Source organism: Comamonas endophytica (assembly GCF_023634805.2).
In the GTDB taxonomy this organism is placed as follows: domain Bacteria; phylum Pseudomonadota; class Gammaproteobacteria; order Burkholderiales; family Burkholderiaceae_C; genus Comamonas; species Comamonas endophytica.
The window spans coordinates 39,404-58,596 of the sequence record NZ_CP106881.1 but is presented as its reverse complement, the minus strand read 5'-3'; the positions used below and the strand labels follow the sequence as shown (position 1 = coordinate 58,596).

General features: G+C 68.0%; 18 protein-coding genes and 2 pseudogenes. 13 read left to right on the top strand and 7 right to left on the bottom strand.

Annotated features, from left to right (window positions below):
- Window positions 1–22: 22 nt before the first annotated feature.
- The 5 genes and pseudogenes from M9799_RS00285 to M9799_RS00265 all read right to left on the bottom strand — a co-directional run bounded on the left by M9799_RS00285 (window position 23) and on the right by M9799_RS00265 (window position 5,239).
- Window positions 23–959: pseudogene (locus M9799_RS00285) on the bottom strand (LysR family transcriptional regulator).
- 82 nt (window positions 960–1,041) lie between these two features.
- Window positions 1,042–1,803 (bottom strand): sulfurtransferase, encoded by a 762-nt coding sequence (locus M9799_RS00280; protein WP_231042435.1) that lies wholly within the window; start codon window positions 1,801–1,803, stop codon window positions 1,042–1,044.
- 59 nt (window positions 1,804–1,862) lie between these two features.
- Window positions 1,863–2,711 carry a MinD/ParA family protein gene (locus M9799_RS00275; RefSeq protein WP_377008567.1) on the bottom strand — a complete coding sequence of 283 codons (849 nt, stop codon included), beginning with the start codon at window positions 2,709–2,711 and terminating at the stop codon, window positions 1,863–1,865.
- 10 nt (window positions 2,712–2,721) lie between these two features.
- Entirely contained in the window at window positions 2,722–3,510 is a 789-nt protein-coding gene (locus M9799_RS00270; RefSeq protein WP_231042434.1) for a GGDEF domain-containing protein, read from the bottom strand.
- 55 nt (window positions 3,511–3,565) lie between these two features.
- Complete coding sequence (locus M9799_RS00265; RefSeq protein WP_377006896.1) at window positions 3,566–5,239, bottom strand: SulP family inorganic anion transporter; 1,674 nt, start codon at window positions 5,237–5,239, stop codon at window positions 3,566–3,568.
- Window positions 5,240–5,390: 151 nt separating this feature from the next.
- Between M9799_RS00265 and M9799_RS00260 the strand changes: the two genes are divergently transcribed.
- From M9799_RS00260 to M9799_RS00250, 3 genes are all read left to right on the top strand, one after another.
- On the top strand, window positions 5,391–5,897 hold the full coding sequence (locus M9799_RS00260; protein ID WP_231042432.1) for a BON domain-containing protein: 507 nt from the start codon (window positions 5,391–5,393) through the stop codon (window positions 5,895–5,897).
- A 186-nt stretch (window positions 5,898–6,083) separates the two neighbouring features.
- Window positions 6,084–7,313 carry a PLP-dependent transferase gene (locus tag M9799_RS00255; RefSeq protein ID WP_231042431.1) on the top strand — a complete coding sequence of 410 codons (1,230 nt, stop codon included), beginning with the start codon at window positions 6,084–6,086 and terminating at the stop codon, window positions 7,311–7,313.
- A gap of 132 nt (window positions 7,314–7,445) precedes the next feature.
- Window positions 7,446–7,667, top strand: a complete 222-nt coding sequence (locus M9799_RS00250; protein WP_231042430.1) for a hypothetical protein — start codon at window positions 7,446–7,448, stop codon at window positions 7,665–7,667.
- Window positions 7,668–7,742: 75 nt separating this feature from the next.
- Here the strand turns inward: M9799_RS00250 and M9799_RS00245 are convergent, their stop codons facing one another.
- Window positions 7,743–8,405 carry an arylesterase gene (locus tag M9799_RS00245; RefSeq protein ID WP_231042429.1) on the bottom strand — a complete coding sequence of 221 codons (663 nt, stop codon included), beginning with the start codon at window positions 8,403–8,405 and terminating at the stop codon, window positions 7,743–7,745.
- A 19-nt stretch (window positions 8,406–8,424) separates the two neighbouring features.
- On the opposite strand from M9799_RS00245, the gene M9799_RS00240 reads away from it, so the two are divergent.
- The 10 genes and pseudogenes from M9799_RS00240 to M9799_RS00195 all read left to right on the top strand — a co-directional run bounded on the left by M9799_RS00240 (window position 8,425) and on the right by M9799_RS00195 (window position 18,154).
- The gene (locus tag M9799_RS00240; protein ID WP_231042428.1) at window positions 8,425–9,111 is read left to right on the top strand and encodes an ABC transporter ATP-binding protein; all 687 of its coding nucleotides are present in this window, start codon (window positions 8,425–8,427) and stop codon (window positions 9,109–9,111) included.
- 236 nt (window positions 9,112–9,347) lie between these two features.
- A complete protein-coding gene (locus tag M9799_RS00235) occupies window positions 9,348–11,723 on the top strand; it encodes a putative bifunctional diguanylate cyclase/phosphodiesterase (RefSeq protein ID WP_231042427.1) in 2,376 nt (791 codons plus the stop codon).
- 27 nt (window positions 11,724–11,750) lie between these two features.
- Entirely contained in the window at window positions 11,751–12,083 is a 333-nt protein-coding gene (locus tag M9799_RS00230; RefSeq protein ID WP_231042426.1) for a YnfA family protein, read from the top strand.
- A 105-nt stretch (window positions 12,084–12,188) separates the two neighbouring features.
- A pseudogene (locus M9799_RS00225) lies at window positions 12,189–12,783 on the top strand (chromosome segregation SMC family protein); the annotation flags it as partial.
- Between the two features lie 60 nt (window positions 12,784–12,843).
- Window positions 12,844–13,479, top strand: a complete 636-nt coding sequence (locus tag M9799_RS00220; protein ID WP_231044398.1) for a DUF6806 family protein — start codon at window positions 12,844–12,846, stop codon at window positions 13,477–13,479.
- Window positions 13,479–14,048 (top strand): M48 metallopeptidase family protein, encoded by a 570-nt coding sequence (locus M9799_RS00215; protein ID WP_231044399.1) that lies wholly within the window; start codon window positions 13,479–13,481, stop codon window positions 14,046–14,048. The genes M9799_RS00220 and M9799_RS00215 overlap by 1 nt, the downstream gene beginning before the upstream one ends.
- Window positions 14,049–14,336: 288 nt before the next feature.
- Window positions 14,337–16,445, top strand: a complete 2,109-nt coding sequence (locus M9799_RS00210) for an ankyrin repeat domain-containing protein (RefSeq protein WP_231044400.1) — start codon at window positions 14,337–14,339, stop codon at window positions 16,443–16,445.
- A 187-nt stretch (window positions 16,446–16,632) separates the two neighbouring features.
- Window positions 16,633–17,568 carry an ankyrin repeat domain-containing protein gene (locus M9799_RS00205; protein WP_231044401.1) on the top strand — a complete coding sequence of 312 codons (936 nt, stop codon included), beginning with the start codon at window positions 16,633–16,635 and terminating at the stop codon, window positions 17,566–17,568.
- Window positions 17,568–17,774 (top strand): ankyrin repeat domain-containing protein, encoded by a 207-nt coding sequence (locus M9799_RS00200; protein ID WP_231044402.1) that lies wholly within the window; start codon window positions 17,568–17,570, stop codon window positions 17,772–17,774. The genes M9799_RS00205 and M9799_RS00200 overlap by 1 nt, the downstream gene beginning before the upstream one ends.
- Window positions 17,771–18,154 carry a hypothetical protein gene (locus M9799_RS00195; RefSeq protein WP_231044403.1) on the top strand — a complete coding sequence of 128 codons (384 nt, stop codon included), beginning with the start codon at window positions 17,771–17,773 and terminating at the stop codon, window positions 18,152–18,154. Before M9799_RS00200 ends, M9799_RS00195 begins: the two co-directional genes overlap by 4 nt.
- A gap of 134 nt (window positions 18,155–18,288) precedes the next feature.
- Here M9799_RS00195 and murI read toward each other — a convergent pair whose 3' ends face one another.
- On the bottom strand, window positions 18,289–19,128 hold the full coding sequence (gene murI, locus M9799_RS00190) for a glutamate racemase (protein ID WP_231044404.1): 840 nt from the start codon (window positions 19,126–19,128) through the stop codon (window positions 18,289–18,291).
- Window positions 19,129–19,193 lie beyond the last annotated feature (65 nt).

The following is a 19,193-nucleotide window of genomic DNA, read 5'->3' as shown; positions in this document are numbered from 1 at the left end:
CCTTCGCGCACCGGTTGACGGCTCAGAGGTCCTGATGGTTTTCCAGCAAGGCGGTGCGGGTGGTGGGATTGGCGAGCTTCTCGAGCCACCACTGCAGCGCGCGCCCGGGGCTGGCATGGCCCGAAGTGGTCCAGGCATATTGCAGGCGCAGCGTGCGCCGCGGGCGCACCACCTCGCGCACCACCAGGCGTCCGGCCTGCAAATGCGCGTTGACCATGCCCTGCGGCAAAAAACCGTAGCCCAGTCCGCGCAGCTGGGCCTCGACCTTGGCCGCCATGCTGTCCACCGTGAGCACCGACTGGCCGCCGAGCACGCCCACGCTGGTGGTGTCGCGCGAGGCGGAATCGGCCACCGCCACCACGCGGTGCTGCAGCAGCGTGTCGTCATTGATCGGCTCGGGCACCCGCGCCAGCGGGTGGCTGGGCGCGACGGCCAGGCAGAATGCCATCTCGCCGAGCTCCTGCAGCTGGATGCCGGCGATGTTGCTGGCATTCACCGCAACGCCGATGGCCAGGTCGGCGCGGCCCATGCTCAGCGGCTCGAGCGTGCCGCTCAGGATGCCATCGCGCAGTTTCAGGCGCGTGGGGGACTCGAGCGCATAGAAAGCCTCGACCAGGTCGAACAGCGGACCGCGGGCCAAGGCGCCATCGGCGACGATGGTCAGCTGCGGCTCCCATCCCGTGGCCACGCGGCGCACCCGGTGCGCGACGGCATCGATGTCCTGCAGCAGCCGCGCGCCCTCGCGCAGCAGCTCGAGGCCGGCCTCGGTGGGCTGCGCCTGGCGCGAGCGCCGGTCGAACAGCAGCACGTCCAGCGCGTCCTCGATCTGCCGCACGCGGTAGGTCAACGCGCTGGGCACCAGCCCGAGCGCGCGCGGCCGCGGCAAAGCTGCCGGTATCGGCAATGACCTGGAGCATGGCCAGGCTGTCGGGGGTCAGGGCATCGCGGGGGGTGGACATGGCAGGGGCCGATTCAGGGGATTCGAAGATGCCGGCAGGCCGGCCGCGGCGGCCCATGCCGCGCGTGCCTTGTGGCGCGGGCCTACAGCGCTCCGGGCGGCAGCTGGTCGGCGGGCACGGTGTCCAGCGATGGGTCCAGCACGCGCCGCTCGTCGAAGACGAAACAGCCGCCGCGGTAGTGCGCGCCGTCCGTCTCCTCGAAATATTTGAGGATGCCGCCCTCAAGCTGATAGACATGTTCGAGCCCTTGCTCGCGCATCAGGATCGCGGCCTTCTCGCAGCGGATGCCGCCGGTGCAGTAACTGACCACGGTCTTGTCCGCCAGTTCGGCGCGGTGCGCCGCCAGCGCCGCGGGGAACTCGGTGAACTTGGCGATGCGCCAGTCGATGGCGGATTCGAACGCGCCGGCATCGACCTCGAAGTCGTTGCGCGTGTCGAGCGTCACCACCGGCCGCCCTGCGTCGTCATGGCCCTGCTCGAGCCACTGGCGCAGGCGCGCGGGGCTCACGGCGGGCGCGCGGCCGAGCGCCGGCTTGATGGTGGGATGGTCCATGCGGATGATCTCGCGCTTGACCTTGACCAGCATCTTGCGAAAGGGCACCTGCTGCGACCAGCTTTCCTTGGGCGCGAGGTCGGCAAAGCGCGGATCGGCGCGCAGTTCATCGACGAAGCCGCGCACGCGCTCTGCGGGCCCGGCCAGGAAGAAATTGATGCCTTCCTCAGCCAGCAGGATGGTGCCCTTGAGAGCGGCGGCATTCGCGCGCTCAGCAAGCGTGTCGCGCAGCGCGGGCGCATCGGGCAATGCCACGAATTTGTAGCAGGAGATATTGAGAATGTCGGTCACGGATGGAAATGCCTGGAGCCCGCCGGGGCGCTGCCTGCGCGCCGGCTTGGCCTGCGGCTTCAGGGGGTCAGAATCGATTTGATCTTGTTGGCCAGCTGTGCCACGGACAATGCCGCGGCGCAGCCCGGCGTGGCCTGCAGCAGCAGCTGGCGGCGCATGACCGACTCGCGCACCGCAGGGTCGGCCGGGATGTCGCCCATGTGCAGCAGCCGCACCGGCTGGCCGTCCTCGGTGGTCACGAAGCGGTTGAGCACCTGCTGCAGTTGCCCGGTGATCGCGCGCCCGTCGCCGGGGCGCGCCGCCTGGTTAATGATCAGGCGCATGTGCTGGCGCTTTTGCTGCGTCGCCAGCACCTTGATGGCTGCATAGGCGTCGGTCAGCGAGGTGGGCTCGGGCGTGGCCACGATCATCACTTCGTCGGCCATCGACACGGAAAACAGCACCACGTCGGAGATGCCGGCGCCGGTGTCGAGCAGGATGACGTCGAAGCGCGGCGCCATGGTCTCGACCACCTGCAGGAACTTGGCACGGATCTCGGGCGTGAGATGCGAGTACTCGACCATGCCGGAGCCCGCCAGCAGCACCGAGAAACCGCCCGGGCTGGGCAGCAGCGCGTCCTCCAGATCGGCCTTGCCGGTGAAGACGTCATGCAGCGTGATCTTCGGGAACAGGTTCAGCACCACGTCCAGATTCGCCAGGCCCAGGTCGGCGTCGAGCACCAGGACTTTCAGGCCATGGCGCGTCAACGCGGCGGCAAGGTTGGCCGAGACGAAAGTCTTGCCAACGCCGCCCTTGCCGCTGGTGATGGCAATGATGCGGGCACGCTGCTGGGAACGCGTGCGCACCGCCTCGCCCATGGGCGTGCTCGTGGGAAGGGCGGGATGGGAGGGCAGAACGGCGTCGCTCATCGCATTGCTTTCACCGGCCGGTGTGCCGGCCGCTGGCGTCGGCCAGGGGAACCGTCGACCGATCCACGTCAGCCGGGGGGTAATACGTGGACAGGGGGCCAAACAACATGCTCTTTTCTTCCGCACTCACGGTGCTGTCGGGTTGCTCTTCGATGCAGATACGGTTGCGACCGGCGGATTTTGCCTGATAGAGCTGGTTGTCCGCGCGCTCGATCCACAGCTGGGTGGTGCTGCGGATCCACTGCAGCGCGTAGGCGCCGCCGATGCTGACGGACACGTTGAGCGCCAGGGCCGGCGAGACGCGGATCATCGTGGACTCGACCGCCTCGCGGATGCGTTCGGCGATCGCGCGGCCATAGGTGGCCTGGCAGGAGGGCAGCACGATGGCGAATTCCTCGCCGCCGTAGCGCGCCAGTGTGTCCATGGGGCGCACGCAGCCGAGCAGGGTGCGCGCCACCGATTGCAGCACCATATCGCCCGCGATGTGCCCGTGCGTGTCGTTGATCTTCTTGAAGTGGTCGATGTCGAGCATCAGCAGCAGTGCCGCCTCGCCCGATCGCGCCATGCGATCGACCTCGCGCTCGAGCACGCTGCGGAAATGCCGGCGGTTGGCGAGCCCCGTGAGCGGATCGCGCAGCGACAGCTCGCACAGCCCGTCGATCAGTGCCTGGAGGTAACGCGTCGGGGTTTCGTTGGGCAGGCCCTGGCCCGGCGCACCAGACTGGGTCACCAGGCTGTGGGCCGTAGACAGGCGCAGGTCGCGCAGGAAAACGGATTGGTAGGTCGCGGAACCAGTCACAAAATGCAAATCAGTGTTGCCAGAGTGTATCAGCCTCGCAGTTCCTGTTCACAAATCAGGAAGGCTGCCGCGCCAGATGCTGCAGCGCCGCCAGGGCTTCGACATCGGTGCGGTAGAGTGCCAGATCGGGCGCAGGCTGCAGCACCCCCGCGCGCCGCAGGCCGTTTTCGACGGGCAGCTTGAGCCCGCTGACGTGCAGTGTGCCACCGCGCTGGCGCAGCAGTCCACGGATGCGCGCAAAAGTCTCTATGCCAGTGATGTCGATGCGGTTGATGGGCTGGGCCAGCAGGCACAGGTGCTGCATCTGCGGATGCGCGCCGAGATGGTCGACGACGCGCTGCTCGAGCGCGCGCGCCGAGGCGAAATCCAGCTCGGCATCCATGCGCAGCACGAAGGCGCCCGGCGCAATCGCTGGCAATTGCCACAGGTGCCGGTCGCGCAGGCTGCCGTCCGCATGCAGCCCGGCCTCGATGATGCGCGGGTGCAGGCGCTGGTAGAGGAAATGGCACAGGCCCATGACGATGCCGGCCAGCACGCCCCAGTAGAGCTGCGGCGCGGTGGCCAGCGTCAGCGCGCAGGTGGCCAGCCCGATGCAGGCCTCGGTGCGCGAGATGTGCCAGAGCCGGAACATGGTGCGCGGCTTGATCAGGTTGAGCACGGCCGTCACCACGATCGCCGCCAGCGCCGATTGCGGCACATGGTAGAGCGCGGGCGTGAGCCACAGCAGCACGATGAACACGAAGCCGATGGCGAACACCGTGGCCCAGCCGGTGCGCGCGCCGGCCATCAGGTTCACGGCCGAGCGCGAGAACGAGGCGCTCGTGGCGAAGCTGCCGCACAGCCCGGAGCTGATCTTGGCCATGCCCTGGGCCAGCAGATCCTGGTTCTCGTTCCAGCGCGTGCCGGCCTGCTGGTGCTCGGCCTGGGCGCTGGAGGCGGTCTCCAGGAAGCTCACCAGCGAGATCACAAGCACCGGCATGATCAGCGCCGCGAATTCGCTGCCTTCGAGCCACTGGGGCCAATGCAGGGAGGGCAGGCCAGCGGGCAGCGTTCCCACGACGTCGCCGCCGCGGTCGGCAAAGCCCGTGGCCCAGCTCAGCACGCCGGCCAGGCCGGCGACGGCCATGGCGGCCGGAAAACCGGCACGCCAGCGCTTGAACGCCAGCAGCAGCGCCACGCTTGCCAGGCCGATGCCGGCGGCGCGCAGGTCGAAGTGGTGCAGCGACGGGGCGGAGAAGAACGCATTCCAGGTGGTGCGCAACCCCAGCAGCGCCGGCAGCTGCGAGGCGAGGATCAGCAGTCCGGCCGCCTGCGTGAAGCCGTTGAGCACCGGCGAGGTCACGAGATTGAGCAGCCAGCCCGCGCGCAGCGCGCCCAGCATGCATTGCAGCAGCCCCGAGAGCAGCGCGATCCAGACCGCGAGATTGACCCAGTGGGCGCTGCCCGGTTCGGCCAGGCCCATCAGCGAGGCGCCGATCAGCAGGCTGGTCAGCGCCGTCGGCCCCACGCCCAGGCGCGGCGAGGCGCTCCACAGAACGGCCACCAAGGCCGGAATCAGCGACGCGTAGATGCCCGTCACCAGCGGCATGCCCGCGAGCGCCGCATAGGCCACGCCCTGGGGCAGCAGCATCAGGCCGACGGTCATGCCGGCCCAGAATTCACCCAGCAGGAGCTCGGGGCGGGGACGGGGCCAGGCAAGAAAGGGAAAGCAGCGGGTGAGGTCGGGCATGGGCAGCATTGTGCGGCAGCGCGCAGGGGGTCGGCGTGTTGGGCGCCTGTCCTACGCAGGCTTCGGCTGGTTCCGACGGTGCGCTCCGGAGGGCGGAAATACATTCTCATCACCAACAACACGCAGGGCCCCGGCCCGAGGAGCAATCAACATGATCCAGCCACGTCAACGCATTCTTTCCATCCTGGCCGTGACCACCCTGGCACTGGGCTTGTCGGCCTGCGGCAAAAACGAGGACCAGACTGCCGGCCAGCGCCTGGATTCGGCTGTGGCGCGCACCGAGCAAGCCGCCGACAACGCGGCGCAACGCACGGAAGAAGCCACCCGCTCGGCCGGGGCGCGCATCGAAGCGGGTGCGGAGCGTGCAGGCGACGCCGCCAGCAATGCCGCCGACCGCGTGGGCGATGCCACCAGCAATGCCGCCAACAACGCGATGAACGTGGCTGGCGAAGCCACCACCACGGCCGAGATCAAGGCGGCTCTGGTCAAGGATTCCGAGCTGAGCGCGCTGCAGATCAATGTCGACACCAAGGACGGCGTCGTCACGCTCAACGGCACGGCGCCCAGCGAGAGCGCCAAGACCCGCGCCGGTGAAATCGCCAAGGGCGTGGGTGGTGTCAAATCGGTCAACAATATGCTGACCGTGCAGGCCCGCTAAGCGGCCCGGTCCTCGGGGTGCGGTGATGCCGTGTCCCTACCTGCGCCATCAGGCGCGGGCTGCCGTCTTCCCGGCTGCAGGCGCCCTTTCACAGGGCGCCTGCACTGCCTTGTGGCGCGAGGGACTGCAGGCAGCGCAGCGGACGATGTTGCGCGGCGGGGCATGCCGCGGCGCTACCATTGCCCCATGAAACAACCCGACCTCGACCTGATCACCGCACTGGTCCACCATCCCTATCAGCCGCCGTCCGACTTCGTGGCGCTGCAGCCTGCAGTGCACAAGGCGTCCACGGTGGTTTTTCCCGATGTGGCGGCCCTGCGCAACCGCCGTTGGCTGGACAAGAGCGGCTATACCTATGGGCTGCATGGAACGCCCACCAGCTACCAGCTCGAGGAGCGCCTGTGCACGCTGGAAGGCGGCAAGCAGTGCCTGCTGGCGCCCAGCGGTCTGGCGGCGATAGCCTGCGTCGCGCTGGCGCTGCTGGGCACCGGCGACGAGGTGCTGATCCCCGACAATGCCTACGGGCCGAACAAGTCGCTGGCGCAGGCCGAGCTGCTGCAGTGGGGCATTTCGCATGCCTTCTACGATCCCATGGACGTGGCCGACCTCGCGGCGCGCATCACGCCGCGCACCCGCCTGGTCTGGCTGGAGGCGCCGGGCTCGGTCAGCATGGAGTTTCCCGACCTGGCGGCCATGGTGGCGCTGTGCCGCGAGCGCGGCGTGATCTCGGCGCTGGACAACACCTGGGGCGCGGGGCTGGCCTTCAGGCCCTTCGACCTCGATGGCGACGGCAGCCACCGGCTGGGCGTCGACATCTCGGTGCATGCACTGACCAAGTACCCGAGCGGCGGCGGCGACGTGCTGATGGGCAGCGTGATCACCGTGGACCAGGTACTGCACCTGCGCCTGAAGCTCACGCACATGCGGCTGGGCATCGGCGTGTCGGGCAACGATTGCGAAACCCTGCTGCGCGCGCTGCCCAGTGTGGCCTTGCGCTACCGCGCCCATGATGCCGCCGCGCGCGAGCTCGCCGGCTGGCTGCAGCGGCACCCGTGCGTCGTGCAGGTGCTGCACCCGGCGCTGCCGGGCTCGCCCGGGCATGCGCACTGGCAGCAGCTGTGCGGCGGGGCTTTCGGCGGGCAGGGCGCGGCGGCCGGGCTGTTCAGCGTGGTTTTCGATCCACGCCACAGCCAGGCCCGGGTCGATGCGTTCTGCGACAGCCTGCGCCTGTTCAAGCTCGGCTACAGCTGGGGCGGCCCGACCAGCCTGGTGGTGCCCTACGAGATCGAGAGCATGCGCGAGCGCGCGCTGCCGCAGCTGCGGCCCGGCACCGTGGTGCGCTTCAATGTGGGGCTGGAAGCCGTCGAGGACCTGCGCGCCGATCTGGCGCAGGCACTGGAAGCGGCTTTTTCCTGACCCTTTTTCGAAGGTGCGCGCCGGCGCGCTGCGGGCGAAGGCGCCGCCCGGGCGGGCCTCAGGGTCGTGAGGATGAAGCCGCAACCGAGGGCTGGTACAGTAGGCGCAGCGTCAAATCAACGAAAGAGCACATTGGCAACACCCAACTACGGATACGAAAAACGGCAACGCGAGCTCGCCAAGAAGCAGAAGAAGCAGGACAAGGAGCGCGCCAAGGAGCAACGCAGGAGCGAGGTGGCCGAGCATCCGGGCGCAGGCCAGGCGGCTCCCGACGCCGATCCCGCGCCGGATGCGGACATGCCGGTTACGGACGTGCCGGTTACGGACGTGCTCCCGCCCAGCGCGGGCCGCTGATCGCCCGGCGCGATGCCCTGTGCGGGGCGCGTGGCACAGCCCGGGCCGGGTCGGCCTCGGCGCAGGCTGCGCAAATCAGGGCTGCTTGAGCAGGGGCTCCAGATGCGGCCACACGTTTTCCAGCATCCGCGGATGCGCCCGGGCGGCGGGATGGATGCGGTCGGGCTGGAACCAGGCGGCAGCGTCCGGCACATCGGCAATGCCGGTGAGCAGGAAGGGCAGCAGGGCCGCCTTGCTCTGGCGCGCCACCTCCGGGAACACCGCGCTGAAGTCGCGCCCGTAGGCGCCGCCATAGTTGGGCGGCACCTGCATGCCCAGCAGCAATACCCTGGCACCCGCCGCCTGGGCTGCGCGCGTCATGGCCAGCAGGTTGTCGCGCGTCCCCGCCACCGGCAGCCCGCGCAGTGCGTCGTTTCCGCCAAGCTCGATCACCACCACCGTCGGCTGGTGCTGCCTGAGCAGATTGGCCAGCCGTGCACGCCCTCCCGCCGTCGTGTCGCCGCTGACGCTGGCGTTGATCACGCGCGCATCAGGCATGCTTTTTGCCAGCCGCTGCTGCAGCAGCGCCACCCAGCCCTGACCCCGGGCCAGGCCGTATTCGGCGCTGAGCGAATCGCCCACCACCAGGACCACGGGAGGCCGGGCGGATTTGGCGGGCGCGGCGATACCGTTGCCGCAGGCCGTGGCAGCCGCCGCTGCCAGCAGCCAGCGCCGCCTGTCGATTGCTTTCAATTTCATGCGATCCAATTCAGTTGATATGCCAGCATCCCTTGTACCACCCCCTTTGCTTGAAATCGAGCACCTTTCCAAGTCGGTTGCCGATTCCACGGGTTCGCTCGACATCCTGCGCGATATCCATGCCTCGTTCGCGCGCGGCGAGAGCGTGGCCATCGTCGGCGCCTCCGGCTCGGGCAAGAGCACGCTGCTGTCCATCCTGGCCGGGCTCGACACGCCCAGCGCGGGCACGGTGCGCCTCGAGGGACAGGACCTGTTTGCGCTGGACGAGGACGACCGCGCCGCGCTGCGCGCGCAAAAGCTCGGCTTCGTGTTCCAGAGCTTTCAGCTGCTGGGCAATCTGACGGCGCTGGAGAACGTGATGCTGCCGCTGGAGCTGGCGGGCCACGGCGCGGCGCGCCAGCGGGCGCGCGAGATGCTGGCGCGCGTGGGCCTGGGCCAGCGCGAGGGCCACTACCCGCGCCTGCTGTCGGGCGGCGAGCAGCAGCGCGTGGCGCTGGCGCGCGCCTTCGTGGTCGAGCCCGCCGTGCTGCTGGCCGACGAGCCCACCGGCAGCCTGGACTTCGCGACGGGGGAGACCATCATGCAGCTGATGTTCGAGCTCAACCGCGAGCGCGGCACCACGCTGATACTGGTCACGCACGACCGGGCCATTGCGGCGCGCTGCGAACGCTGTCTCACGGTGGAGGCCGGGCGCCTGGTCGAATGAACGGGCAAGCCCACGTTGCAACACCCGGAAATCGATGGTGTCTGACGAGTAGCGAAGCAAAAAGCAGCTATGCTCGGCCTGCTATTGGATTCATAGCTTCTTTAATCGTTTGACGTTGTGAACCAGCAGGATTGCCACGGCGCGCTTATGTTCCCATGACTTTTCACATTACGGGCCTGTCGAAAAAGCAACGCATTCTTGTGCCTGCGGTGGTGGTCCTTGTCCTGGGAGTCTCCTTGAGCGCCGGCGCAGGCCTGGCGTTGATGCGCACGCCGCATGCGGCAGGCACTGCCGCCGCTCCGGCGCAGCCCGTTGCCGCCTTTGGCAGCGCATGGGCGGCTGCGGCGCCGGCTCCGGTGGCCACTGCCGGCCCGGCCAAGCCTCCGCCCGCGCCGCGGCAGTCGGCGCTGCCCTGGCTGGTGATGGCTGGCGGCGGGCTGGCATCGCTGCTGCTGGCGGCAGCCACTTACTGGTACCTGCGCCGGCGCCAGCACGCATGGGAGCAAGAGCGCATGCAGGCCACGGCGCTGCACAGCGACCAGCGCATCCAGGCACTTTTCAACCAGGCCGCGGTGGGCGTGGTCCAGCTCGATGCCGAAACCGGGGCCTTCGAGCAGGTCAATCAGCGCTATGCCAGCCTGCTGGGGCTGCCGCTCGATGTCCTGCCGGGGCGGCATTTCAGCGAATTCATCCACCCTGGCGACCGCGCCGAGCACGCATCGCTGATGCAGCGGCTGGGCCGGGGGGAAATGCAGGAGTACCAGCACGAGCTGCGCCTGATCCGCAGCGACGGCTCGATCATCTGGGTGGAGGAAACCGCTTCCTCCATTGGCCGGGGCCCGCGCGGCCAGTCGCTGAACCTGGGCGTGGTGCAGGATGTCACCGAACGCCGGCGTCTCGAGCAGCATCACCGCGAAAACGAGGAACGCCTGCGTGCGGTGCTGCAGCGTCTGCCGGTGGGGCTGGCCATCGTCAGCGAGGAAGGCGACATCGTCTACCGCAACGACCGCTTCGTGTCCACTTGCGGCTATACCGAAGCCGATGCGCCCACCGTGAGCGACTGGTGGGCCGCCACCTATCCCGATGACCGCGCGCGCGCACAGGCCTGCGAGCAGCTGCAGAAAGCCAAGATGCGCGCACGCGCCCTCGACGGCAATCTCCAGCCCGCCGAGTACCGCATCGTCTGCCACGACGGCCGCCTGCGCACGGTGGAGATCGGCGGCGTGGCCATGGACGGCCAGTACCTGATCACGCTGGAAGACCTGAGCCAGCGCAAGGCGGCCGAGGAGGAGATCCGCTACCTCGCGTTCTATGACCTGCTGACGCAGCTGCCCAACCGCCGGCTGCTGCTCGACCGCCTGCAGCAGGCGCTGGGCGCGGGCGCGCGGCGCCAGCGCTCGGGTGCGCTGCTGATGCTGGACGTGGACAACTTCAAGACGCTCAACGAGACGCGCGGCCACGACCAGGGCGACGCGCTGCTGCGCCAGGTCGCGACGCGGCTGCGCGAGGCCGTCGACGGGGCGCACACCGTGGGGCGCCAGGGCGGCGACGAATTCGTCGTGGTGCTCGAGGACCTGGGCGAGGACCCGGTGCAGGCCGCCGCCATGGCCCAGGAGGTCGGCCAGACCATTCTGCGGGCGCTGCGCCAGCCCTATGTGCTCGACGACGGTCAGGACTGCCATGCCACGGTGAGCATCGGCGCCACCATCTTCCAGGGGCTCGACGATACCGTGGACGAGCTCCTGCGCCGCGCCGACCTGGCCATGTACCAGGCCAAGAAGGCCGGGCGCGACACTCTGCAGTTCTTCGATCCGCGCATGCAGCAGGTGGTGCGCGAGCGCGCGACGCTGGAGCAGGACCTGCGCACCGGTCTGGCCCAGCAGCAGTTCGAGCTGTTCTTCCAGCCGCAGGTCGAGGACGGCAGCATCATCGGCGCCGAGGGCCTGGTGCGCTGGCGCCATCCGGGCAAGGGCTTTGTCTCGCCCGCGAACTTCATTCCGCTGGCCGAGGAAAGCGGCCTGATCGTGCCGCTGGGCGAGTGGGTGTTGCGCACCGCCTGCGAGCAGCTCGCCCGCTGGGCGCAGGATCCGGCGCTGTCGGAGCTGGTGGTGGCGGTGAACGTCAGCCCGCGCCAGTTCTACCAGGCGCAGTTCGTCGACCAGGTGCTGGCGGCGCTGGCGGTCACCGGCGCGCCGCCCTCGCGTCTGAAGCTCGAGCTCACCGAGGGGCTGCTGCTGACCGATATCGACGACACCATCGCCAAGATGGTGCAGCTCAAGCAGCATGGCGTGGGCTTCTCCCTGGACGACTTCGGCACCGGCTATTCCTCGCTGGCCTACCTCAAGCGGCTGCCGCTCGACCAGCTCAAGATCGACCAGAGCTTCGTGCGCGACGTGCTGACCGACCCCAACGACGCGGCGATCGCCAAGACCATCGTCGCGCTGGGCATGAGCCTGGGCTTGCGGGTCATTGCCGAGGGGGTGGAGACCGAGGCGCAACGCGCGTTCCTGCACGAGCATGGCTGCCATGCCTGGCAGGGCTATCTGCTGAGCCCGCCGGTGCCCGTGGCGCAGCTCGAGACCCTGGTGCGCCGCGAAAGGCAGACGGCCTGAGCGCCGTCGTCGCATCGCTTGTCTTTCATGCCTGAGATCAAGACCCTGCTGCTGTTTGCGGCCACCGCGGTGGCCGAGATCGTCGGCTGCTACCTTCCCTGGCTCTGGCTGCGCCACGGCCACGGCGCCTGGCTGCTGCTGCCCGCGGGCGCCAGCCTGGCGGTTTTTGTCTGGCTGCTGACGCTGCACCCCGATGCCTCGGGCCGCGTCTATGCGGCCTATGGCGGGGTGTACGTGGCCGTGGCGCTGCTCTGGCTGTGGCTGGTGGACGGGGTGCAGCCCACGCGCTGGGACCTGCTGGGCGCGTGCGTCGCGCTGGCGGGAATGTGCATCATCGCGTTTGCGCCGCGCGGCGCGTGAATCGGCACCGGCATGCCCGGCCAAAAGCTGCACGCGCCTGCGCTTGCGGCTGGGGCGGGCACGGTATCATTCAGGCCTGTTCCATGAAGCTGTCACTCCACCTCCGTGCGCCTTAACTCGATCAAGCTGTCCGGCTTCAAGTCCTTTGCCGAGCCGACCAATTTCCTGCTGCCCGGGCAGCTGGTCGGCGTGGTCGGGCCCAATGGCTGCGGCAAGTCCAATATCATGGATGCGGTGCGCTGGGTGCTGGGCGAGAGCAAGGCCAGCGAGCTGCGCGGCGAGTCGATGCAGGACGTGATCTTCAACGGCACCACGCAGCGCAAGCCCGCGAGCCGCGCCAGCGTGGAGCTGGTGTTCGACAACAGCGACCACCGCGCGGGCGGGCAGTGGGGCCAGTACGGCGAGATCGCCGTCAAGCGCGTGCTCACGCGCGACGGCAACAGCAGCTACTTCATCAACAACCAGCCGGTGCGCCGGCGCGACGTGCAGGACGTGTTCCTCGGCACCGGCCTGGGCCCGCGCGCCTACGCGATCATCGGCCAGGGCACCATCAGCCGCATCATCGAGTCGCGGCCCGAGGAGCTGCGGCTGTTCCTGGAGGAAGCGGCGGGCGTCTCCAAGTACAAGGAGCGCCGGCGCGAAACCGAGAACCGGCTGTCGGACACGCGCGAGAACCTGACGCGTGTCGAGGACATAATTGCCTCCATAACGAACAGTCACACAGCGGTTTTCCCCGAACAGTGCCCAGCGAGATTCGAACATGTCAAGTTACAACCCTCCTTTTGAAATCCACGTCCACGGCCAGGTGGTGCTCACGGCCCAGACCAGCTTCGAGCAGCTGCAGGAAGCGCTCAAGCCGCTGTGGAGCTACGCCGGCGCGCGCTCGCTGGCCGATGGCGCGACCAGCGTCTATGAAGAAGAGCCGGGTATCCAGTTCGACGCGCGCGAGCATCGCCTGCAGATCTGCTGGACGGTGCGCGGCGACGACGACTTCCGCCAGACGCTCGACGAGATGTGCATGAGCCTCAACGAGCTGTCGGAGCAGGGCGCGGCCATCGAAGTCACGTTCTATGACACCGAGTTCGACGAAGAGGAAGAGGCCGAGGATGCCGAGTCGCGCGACGACTTCCTGATGCTGTTCGTCGGCCCCACGCCCGCGGCCATCATGCAGGTGCAGCGCGACCTGCTGGTGCAGGACGTGGTCAACATGATGGAGCGCCATTTCGACGGCGCCGAGCTCGGCGGCGTGGTCGCCGAGATCGACAAGCTGTTCTCGCTGCGCTTCGATGCGCTGGTGAACTCGCTGGAGATCGGCAAGCCCCCGCGCGGGCCCGGCGGCTCGGGTGGCTCCGGCCACGGCAGCGGCGGCAACCGCCGCCCGCGCCACCTGCACTGATGTCCGCGCGCGCGGCGCGTTCGCCGCAGCCGGGCAGCACGCCCATGGACCTTCCCTATCTGCGCTCCTATCCTGCGCAGCTGCAGGACCAGGTGCGCGCGCTGCTCGCGAGCGGCGGCACCGCCGCGCTGCTGCAGCGCAAATACCCCCAGGCGCATGCGCTGCGCACCGACAAGGCGCTGTACGAATACACCGCCGAACTCAAGGCGCAGCACCTGCGCAAGGGCGCAACGCTGCAGAAGGTCGCCTACGACAGCAAGATCCACGTGGTGCGCAATGCACTCGGGCTGCACACCAGCCGCGCGCTGGTGCAGGGCGGCAAGCTGTCGGCGCGCCACGAGATCCGCGTGGCCGCGATGTTCAAGAACACGCCCGAGGAATTCCTGCGCATGATCGTGGTGCACGAGCTGGCCCACCTGCGCGAGAAGGACCACGACAAAGCCTTCTATCAGCTGTGCTCCCACATGGAGCCGTCCTATCACCAGTACGAGTTCGATGTGCGGCTGTACCTGACCCATCTGGATGCGGGCGGCGCGCGTCTTTGGGGGCCGGCGCCAGCGCCGCAATAGCTCGCCCTTTCCCCTGGATATTGTCTTTGGCGCCGCGCGGTCGCCAGGCGCCGCCGCGCCTGACCGTGCCACCGATCGAAGCTCGGGGCGTGGAATGTCGACCGGTGCCTGCAGGCGATGCAGGCACAGCAGGCGTTTCCATTGCATGCCGGCCATCCCGGGACAAGCAGCGTTGACTTGATGCCGCTCAATAGGTAAAATCTATCATGTTTTGATTCAAATAGATTTATTCGAGGCTACGGACGCCATTCCATGCATGGTGGAAGCCTTGTGACTATAGAGAGCCTCATGATTTCTGTATCCACCCAGACCTTCGCGCCCATTGCGTTCCGGAATATGGCACTGCCAGAGGGCAACGAATTCCCGGCGCTCGCCGTTGCGTTGCAGCAAGATCCGCATCCCGACGACATGCAGCACGACGACTTCAGCGCTGCAGCAAATACCCCATTCCAGCTCACGCCTGCGCATGCAGCGAATGTGGACCAGGTGGATCCTCGGGGGTGGACGCCCTTGATGCATGCAGTGGAGCACCGCCAGCTTGCCGAAGTCGAAGCACTGCTGCACGCCGGAGCCGCCACCGATATCGCCGACCGCCGCGGTCGTACCGCAATTTTTCTGGCGGTGATGGGCGGCGATGTAGGCATCGTCCATGCACTGGTGCAAGCGCAGGCAAACGTCAACGTATTCGACGCAGACGGTGACACACCGCTCATGCTGGCCGCAAAGCGGGGCTACGCCGACATTGCCCTGGCACTGATGCGAGGCGGTGCACATGTGAATGCAAGCAATGATCTGGGGGCGACGCCGCTGATTTTGGCCGCAATGAATGGGCATGTGCGGATGGTGAGCTTGCTCCTCGAAGCTCGCGCCCCTGTCAATGCAGTCACTGTCCATGGTCTCGGCGCGCTGATGGTTGGCGTCCTGAGGAACCATGTGGAGGTGGTGAGTACGCTGGCGCAGCATGGCGCGTTCTTGGGCGCTGTCCCGGGCCAGCGGCCCTCACCGGTGATGTGGGCGGCATTGCACGATCGGCCCGAGATGCTGGCCGCGCTGTTGCGTGCCGGAGCAGATATCACCGCCCATATGCTGGTGGCGGTCCAAGACGGCGAGACCGGCATCGTGAAGGCCTTGCTGCGTGCCAACGCGGATGCCAACGGCGTCGACACCAATGGATACAGCGCATTGATGCTGGCAGCGATTCGGGGCTGCGCCGAGACGGTGAGCGCTTTGGTGGCGGCTGGAGCCTCCCTCGAGGCCAATTTGGTGACCGCCATGCAAAGCGGCAGCTTCTTGCTGGTGACCCGCATGGTGCAGGCCGGGGCCCAGGTCAATGGCGACAATGGCAGCGGATTGTCATCGCTGCTGATCGCGGCCAGGCTGGGCCTGGCGGATGTGGTGATCTATCTGCTGGGCCAGGGCGCACGTGCCGACGCCGTCGACGATCACGGCATGACGGCCATCCACCATATGGCCCGAAGCGGCTGCGTCGATGCGGTCAAGGCGTTGCTGAAAGCGGGCAACGATGCCAACGCCGTCGCTGCGCAAGGCATCACGCCGCTCATGCTGGCCGCCCGCTATGGTCAGACCGATGTAGTGCGCCTGCTGGCCCTTGAAGGCGCCGCAGTGGAGGCAGTCGATGGTGCGGGAGACGCTGCAATCGCCTATGCGGCAAAGAACGCCAAAGTGGGTGTCGTCCAGGAACTGGTGAAACTTGGCGCAGATATCAATGCGTGTATGTCGGCAGCCATCGACGAAGGCAGCGATGCGGCCGCCCAAACGCTGCTGCAGGCCGGGGCGTGTGCCGGTGCCGTGCGTGCCGGCGAGACTTTTCTCATGTCTGCGGCGCGGCAGGGTCGTGACGCCATCGTGAAAATGTTGCTGAATGCAGGCGCTGACCGGGATGCGGCTGTCAACGGCTTGACTGCGCTGCTGATGGCGGCGGGCCGGGGGCATGCCGGTGTGGTGCGCGTGCTGTTGCAAGCCGGAGCGAACATCGATGCCGTGGATGGCGAGGGACACAGTGCGCTGATCGTTGCCATGAATGCAGGCCACGTTGGCGTCACGGACCTGCTGGCGGAAGCGGCATATGCGCGCCAGCCCCCGATCCCCCAGGGGCCCGCCTCGGCTGCCGCTGCCGCGGTCCCCGCCGCAGCGCGCCCGGGCGCCGCCGAACAGCGGGCTGCACCAGCCTGGTTGCCAATGCACTTCGGGGCCGATCCGCGCGTCGGGGCCGGCACTTCGACCATGCCGATGGCGGATCAAGCCCCGGCATCGCTGGATGACTGGAACGAATCGCTGCCACCCATCGGCAATTTCGACGAGTACGCCTGGAACCACCACGAGCAGGGCCATGCGCGGGTGCAACGACCGGACTCCGATGCCCGCTATCCCGCATGAGGCAGCCAGGCCGCGCTGTGCGCACACGTGCTTCAGTCCATGGGGTCGTGTCGGCACCGGTCGCCGCAGACGCACCGATCCCGGCAGCGCGCCAGGCGCCGGCCGGTAAATCGATGGACCGTCGTTGGATGGTTACGAATCTGTCCAACCCTTGCTTTTCAACCAAGTCCCATAACCGAGACCCAAAATGTTTTCTGCCTTTCAAATCGGCGCAACATTCCGCGCGGCTGGAGCCACAGATATGCCACGGCCAGCCGGGATTTTTGCCAACCAGATGGCGCTGCCCGTTACTGCGGTCCACGAGGCGGTGATGCATAGGACCCCGATGGCGGTGCATGCATTGTTGCGAGCTGGCGCCGATGTCCATGCCGTCGACAGCCAGGGCTGGACGGCATTGCTGCATGCGGTGGATCTCGGACGTCTGGACATGGTCGAGGTGTTGCTGGAGCACAGTGCGGATGCCAATGCCGTCGATCACACGCGTTTGCCCGTGATCTTTCACGCGGTTTATGTTGGCCGCGCCGATATCGTGCAAGCGCTGTTGTACGCCGGGGCCCAGGTGGATGGCACCGATCGGTACGGCATGACGCCACTGATCGTGGCTGCCTCACGGGGACACGCCGACATCGTTGCCGCCTTGCTGCAAGCCAAAGCGCGCATGCACACAGGCCAGACGCCACTGGTGATGGCGCTGGTAATGGCGGCGCGCCATGGTCATCAGGATGTCGTGGCAATGCTGGCGCGGGCTGGCGCGGATCTCCGATGGCATATGCGCATGAGCATCAACGACGCCGCCAGTTGGCGCGTCATGGCGGGGGCCGAGGCGAACGTGAATGGCGCAGGGGAAAAGGGCGCCAGGGTGTTCATGTTGGCAGCCTGGCATGGTCATGCCGCGCCGGTGGACATGGACGCGGATCTCCAGCCCAGACTGCCGGCCGCGCAGCGCAATGCCGACGTGGCCGCCGTGCGGACGCTGCTGCAGGCTCCTAGAGCGGATGGCAATGCCGTCGCGGCCGATGGCACCGCCGCGCCGATGCAGGCCGCGCTTGCCGGAAACCAGACTGTGGTGGATGCGCAGGGCAGGTCGATGCCCGCGCCAGGGATGGCTTCACTGCGCTCATGATGGCCGCGCGCCTGGGCCATCTCGACATCGCCAAGGCGCTGCTCGCCGCAGGCGCCGGCTTCACTGCGGTCGAGCAAAGCCAGCACTCCGCCGCAATGCTTGCGACCGGAAACGGGCACCTGCCTGTGGTCGAAGCGCTGCGGTGCGCCGGGGCCGATCTCGGTATCGAACTGCAACGGGCGCAAAGATCGGCAATCCCGCCATGATGGAAACCCTGCGTCGCGCCGGTGCGCGGATGAATCCTGTCAACGGCACAGGCTCGACCGCAGCGGGGGGCGCAATCGAGCCTGTGCAGCCTGAGGCCCACCGGCTTGCGCAGGCGGCTGGCGCGGCCGCTGGTGATCCGATGGTTGCCCCGGCCTCGCGGGAGGTGCAAGTGCAGCTCAGCCCGGTGCTTTTCGACGGCGAAAACATTCCGGATGCCGTTGGGGCATTGTGGTCAGAGGAAGCGCTGCTGGTTTCCCGCCGCAACTCTGCGTCCTCGATATCCCCGACGACGCACAGCAATGATCCCATCGGTGGTGTTTTTCTCCGCGAGGATGAGCTGCCGTGCTCCAGTTGGCCGCATGGGGTTCTCTGGGGATGACATGCTTCCTTCGTCCAACTTTGCAGCAATCCAGCCAGCCGGGAACCGCACCCATGGCGCCGGCAGCACAGCCGGTCCCCAGGCCGGCCAAGGCTTCACCCCCGCCGTTTTTCCGCATGACGGGGCGGGGCGCCTCAGCCGATGTCGATATGCGCGCAGGATCCCGCTGGCAGCCCGAGCCAGCGCTGCGCCGCCGCCTGCAGGCTGTTGAGCCCGCCGGTCGCGAACAGCTCGATCCGCGGCGCCAGGCCCTCGGGCGCGAGCAGTCCGGCCTGCTCCAGCAGGCGCCGCACCTGGCGCGCGACGGCGCTGCCGGTGTCGATCAGCGCGATGTCGGGGCCGAGCAGCGCGCGCAGCTCGTCCTTGACGAAGATGTAATGGGTGCAGCCCAGCACCAGGGTGTCGATCTCGCCGGCGTTGCGACCGAAACGGCCCAATGCCGCGGTGTGGCGCGCGCAGTGCGCCCAAAGTGCGCCGTCCTCCAGCCGCGCGGGCGCGGGCTGCTCGGTGGCCTGCTCGATGGCCAGGGCCAGCCCGTCGCAGGCCTGCACCGAAAAGCGCGTGTGCTGCGAATGCTCGGCCAGCAGGCGCGCGAAGCGCGCGCTGCCCACCGTGCCGCGCGTGGCCATCACGCCCACATGGTGCGTCTGGCTGCTTTGCGCCGCGGGCTTGAGCGCGGGCTCGACGCCGATCAGCAGCAGGTCGGGCATCTCGCGGCGCAATTGCTCGACGGCTGCGGCGGTGGCGGTGTTGCAGGCAATGACCAGCGCCTTGATGCCGTATTGCGCGCGCAGGTGGCGCGCGATGGCGCCCGTGCGCTGCTGCACGAAGGCCTCGTCGCGCTCGCCATAGGGTGCGTGGCCGCTGTCTGCGACATAGACCAGCTGCTCCTGCGGCAGCTCGCCGCGCAGCGCCTGCAGGACGCTGAGGCCGCCGATGCCGCTGTCGAAGATGCCGATGGGGAAGTGGTGCATGAGAGAGCGCAGGGAGTGCGGGCCCGGGCGGCCCGCGTGCAAGTATGCCGTGTCCGCAGGCGGCC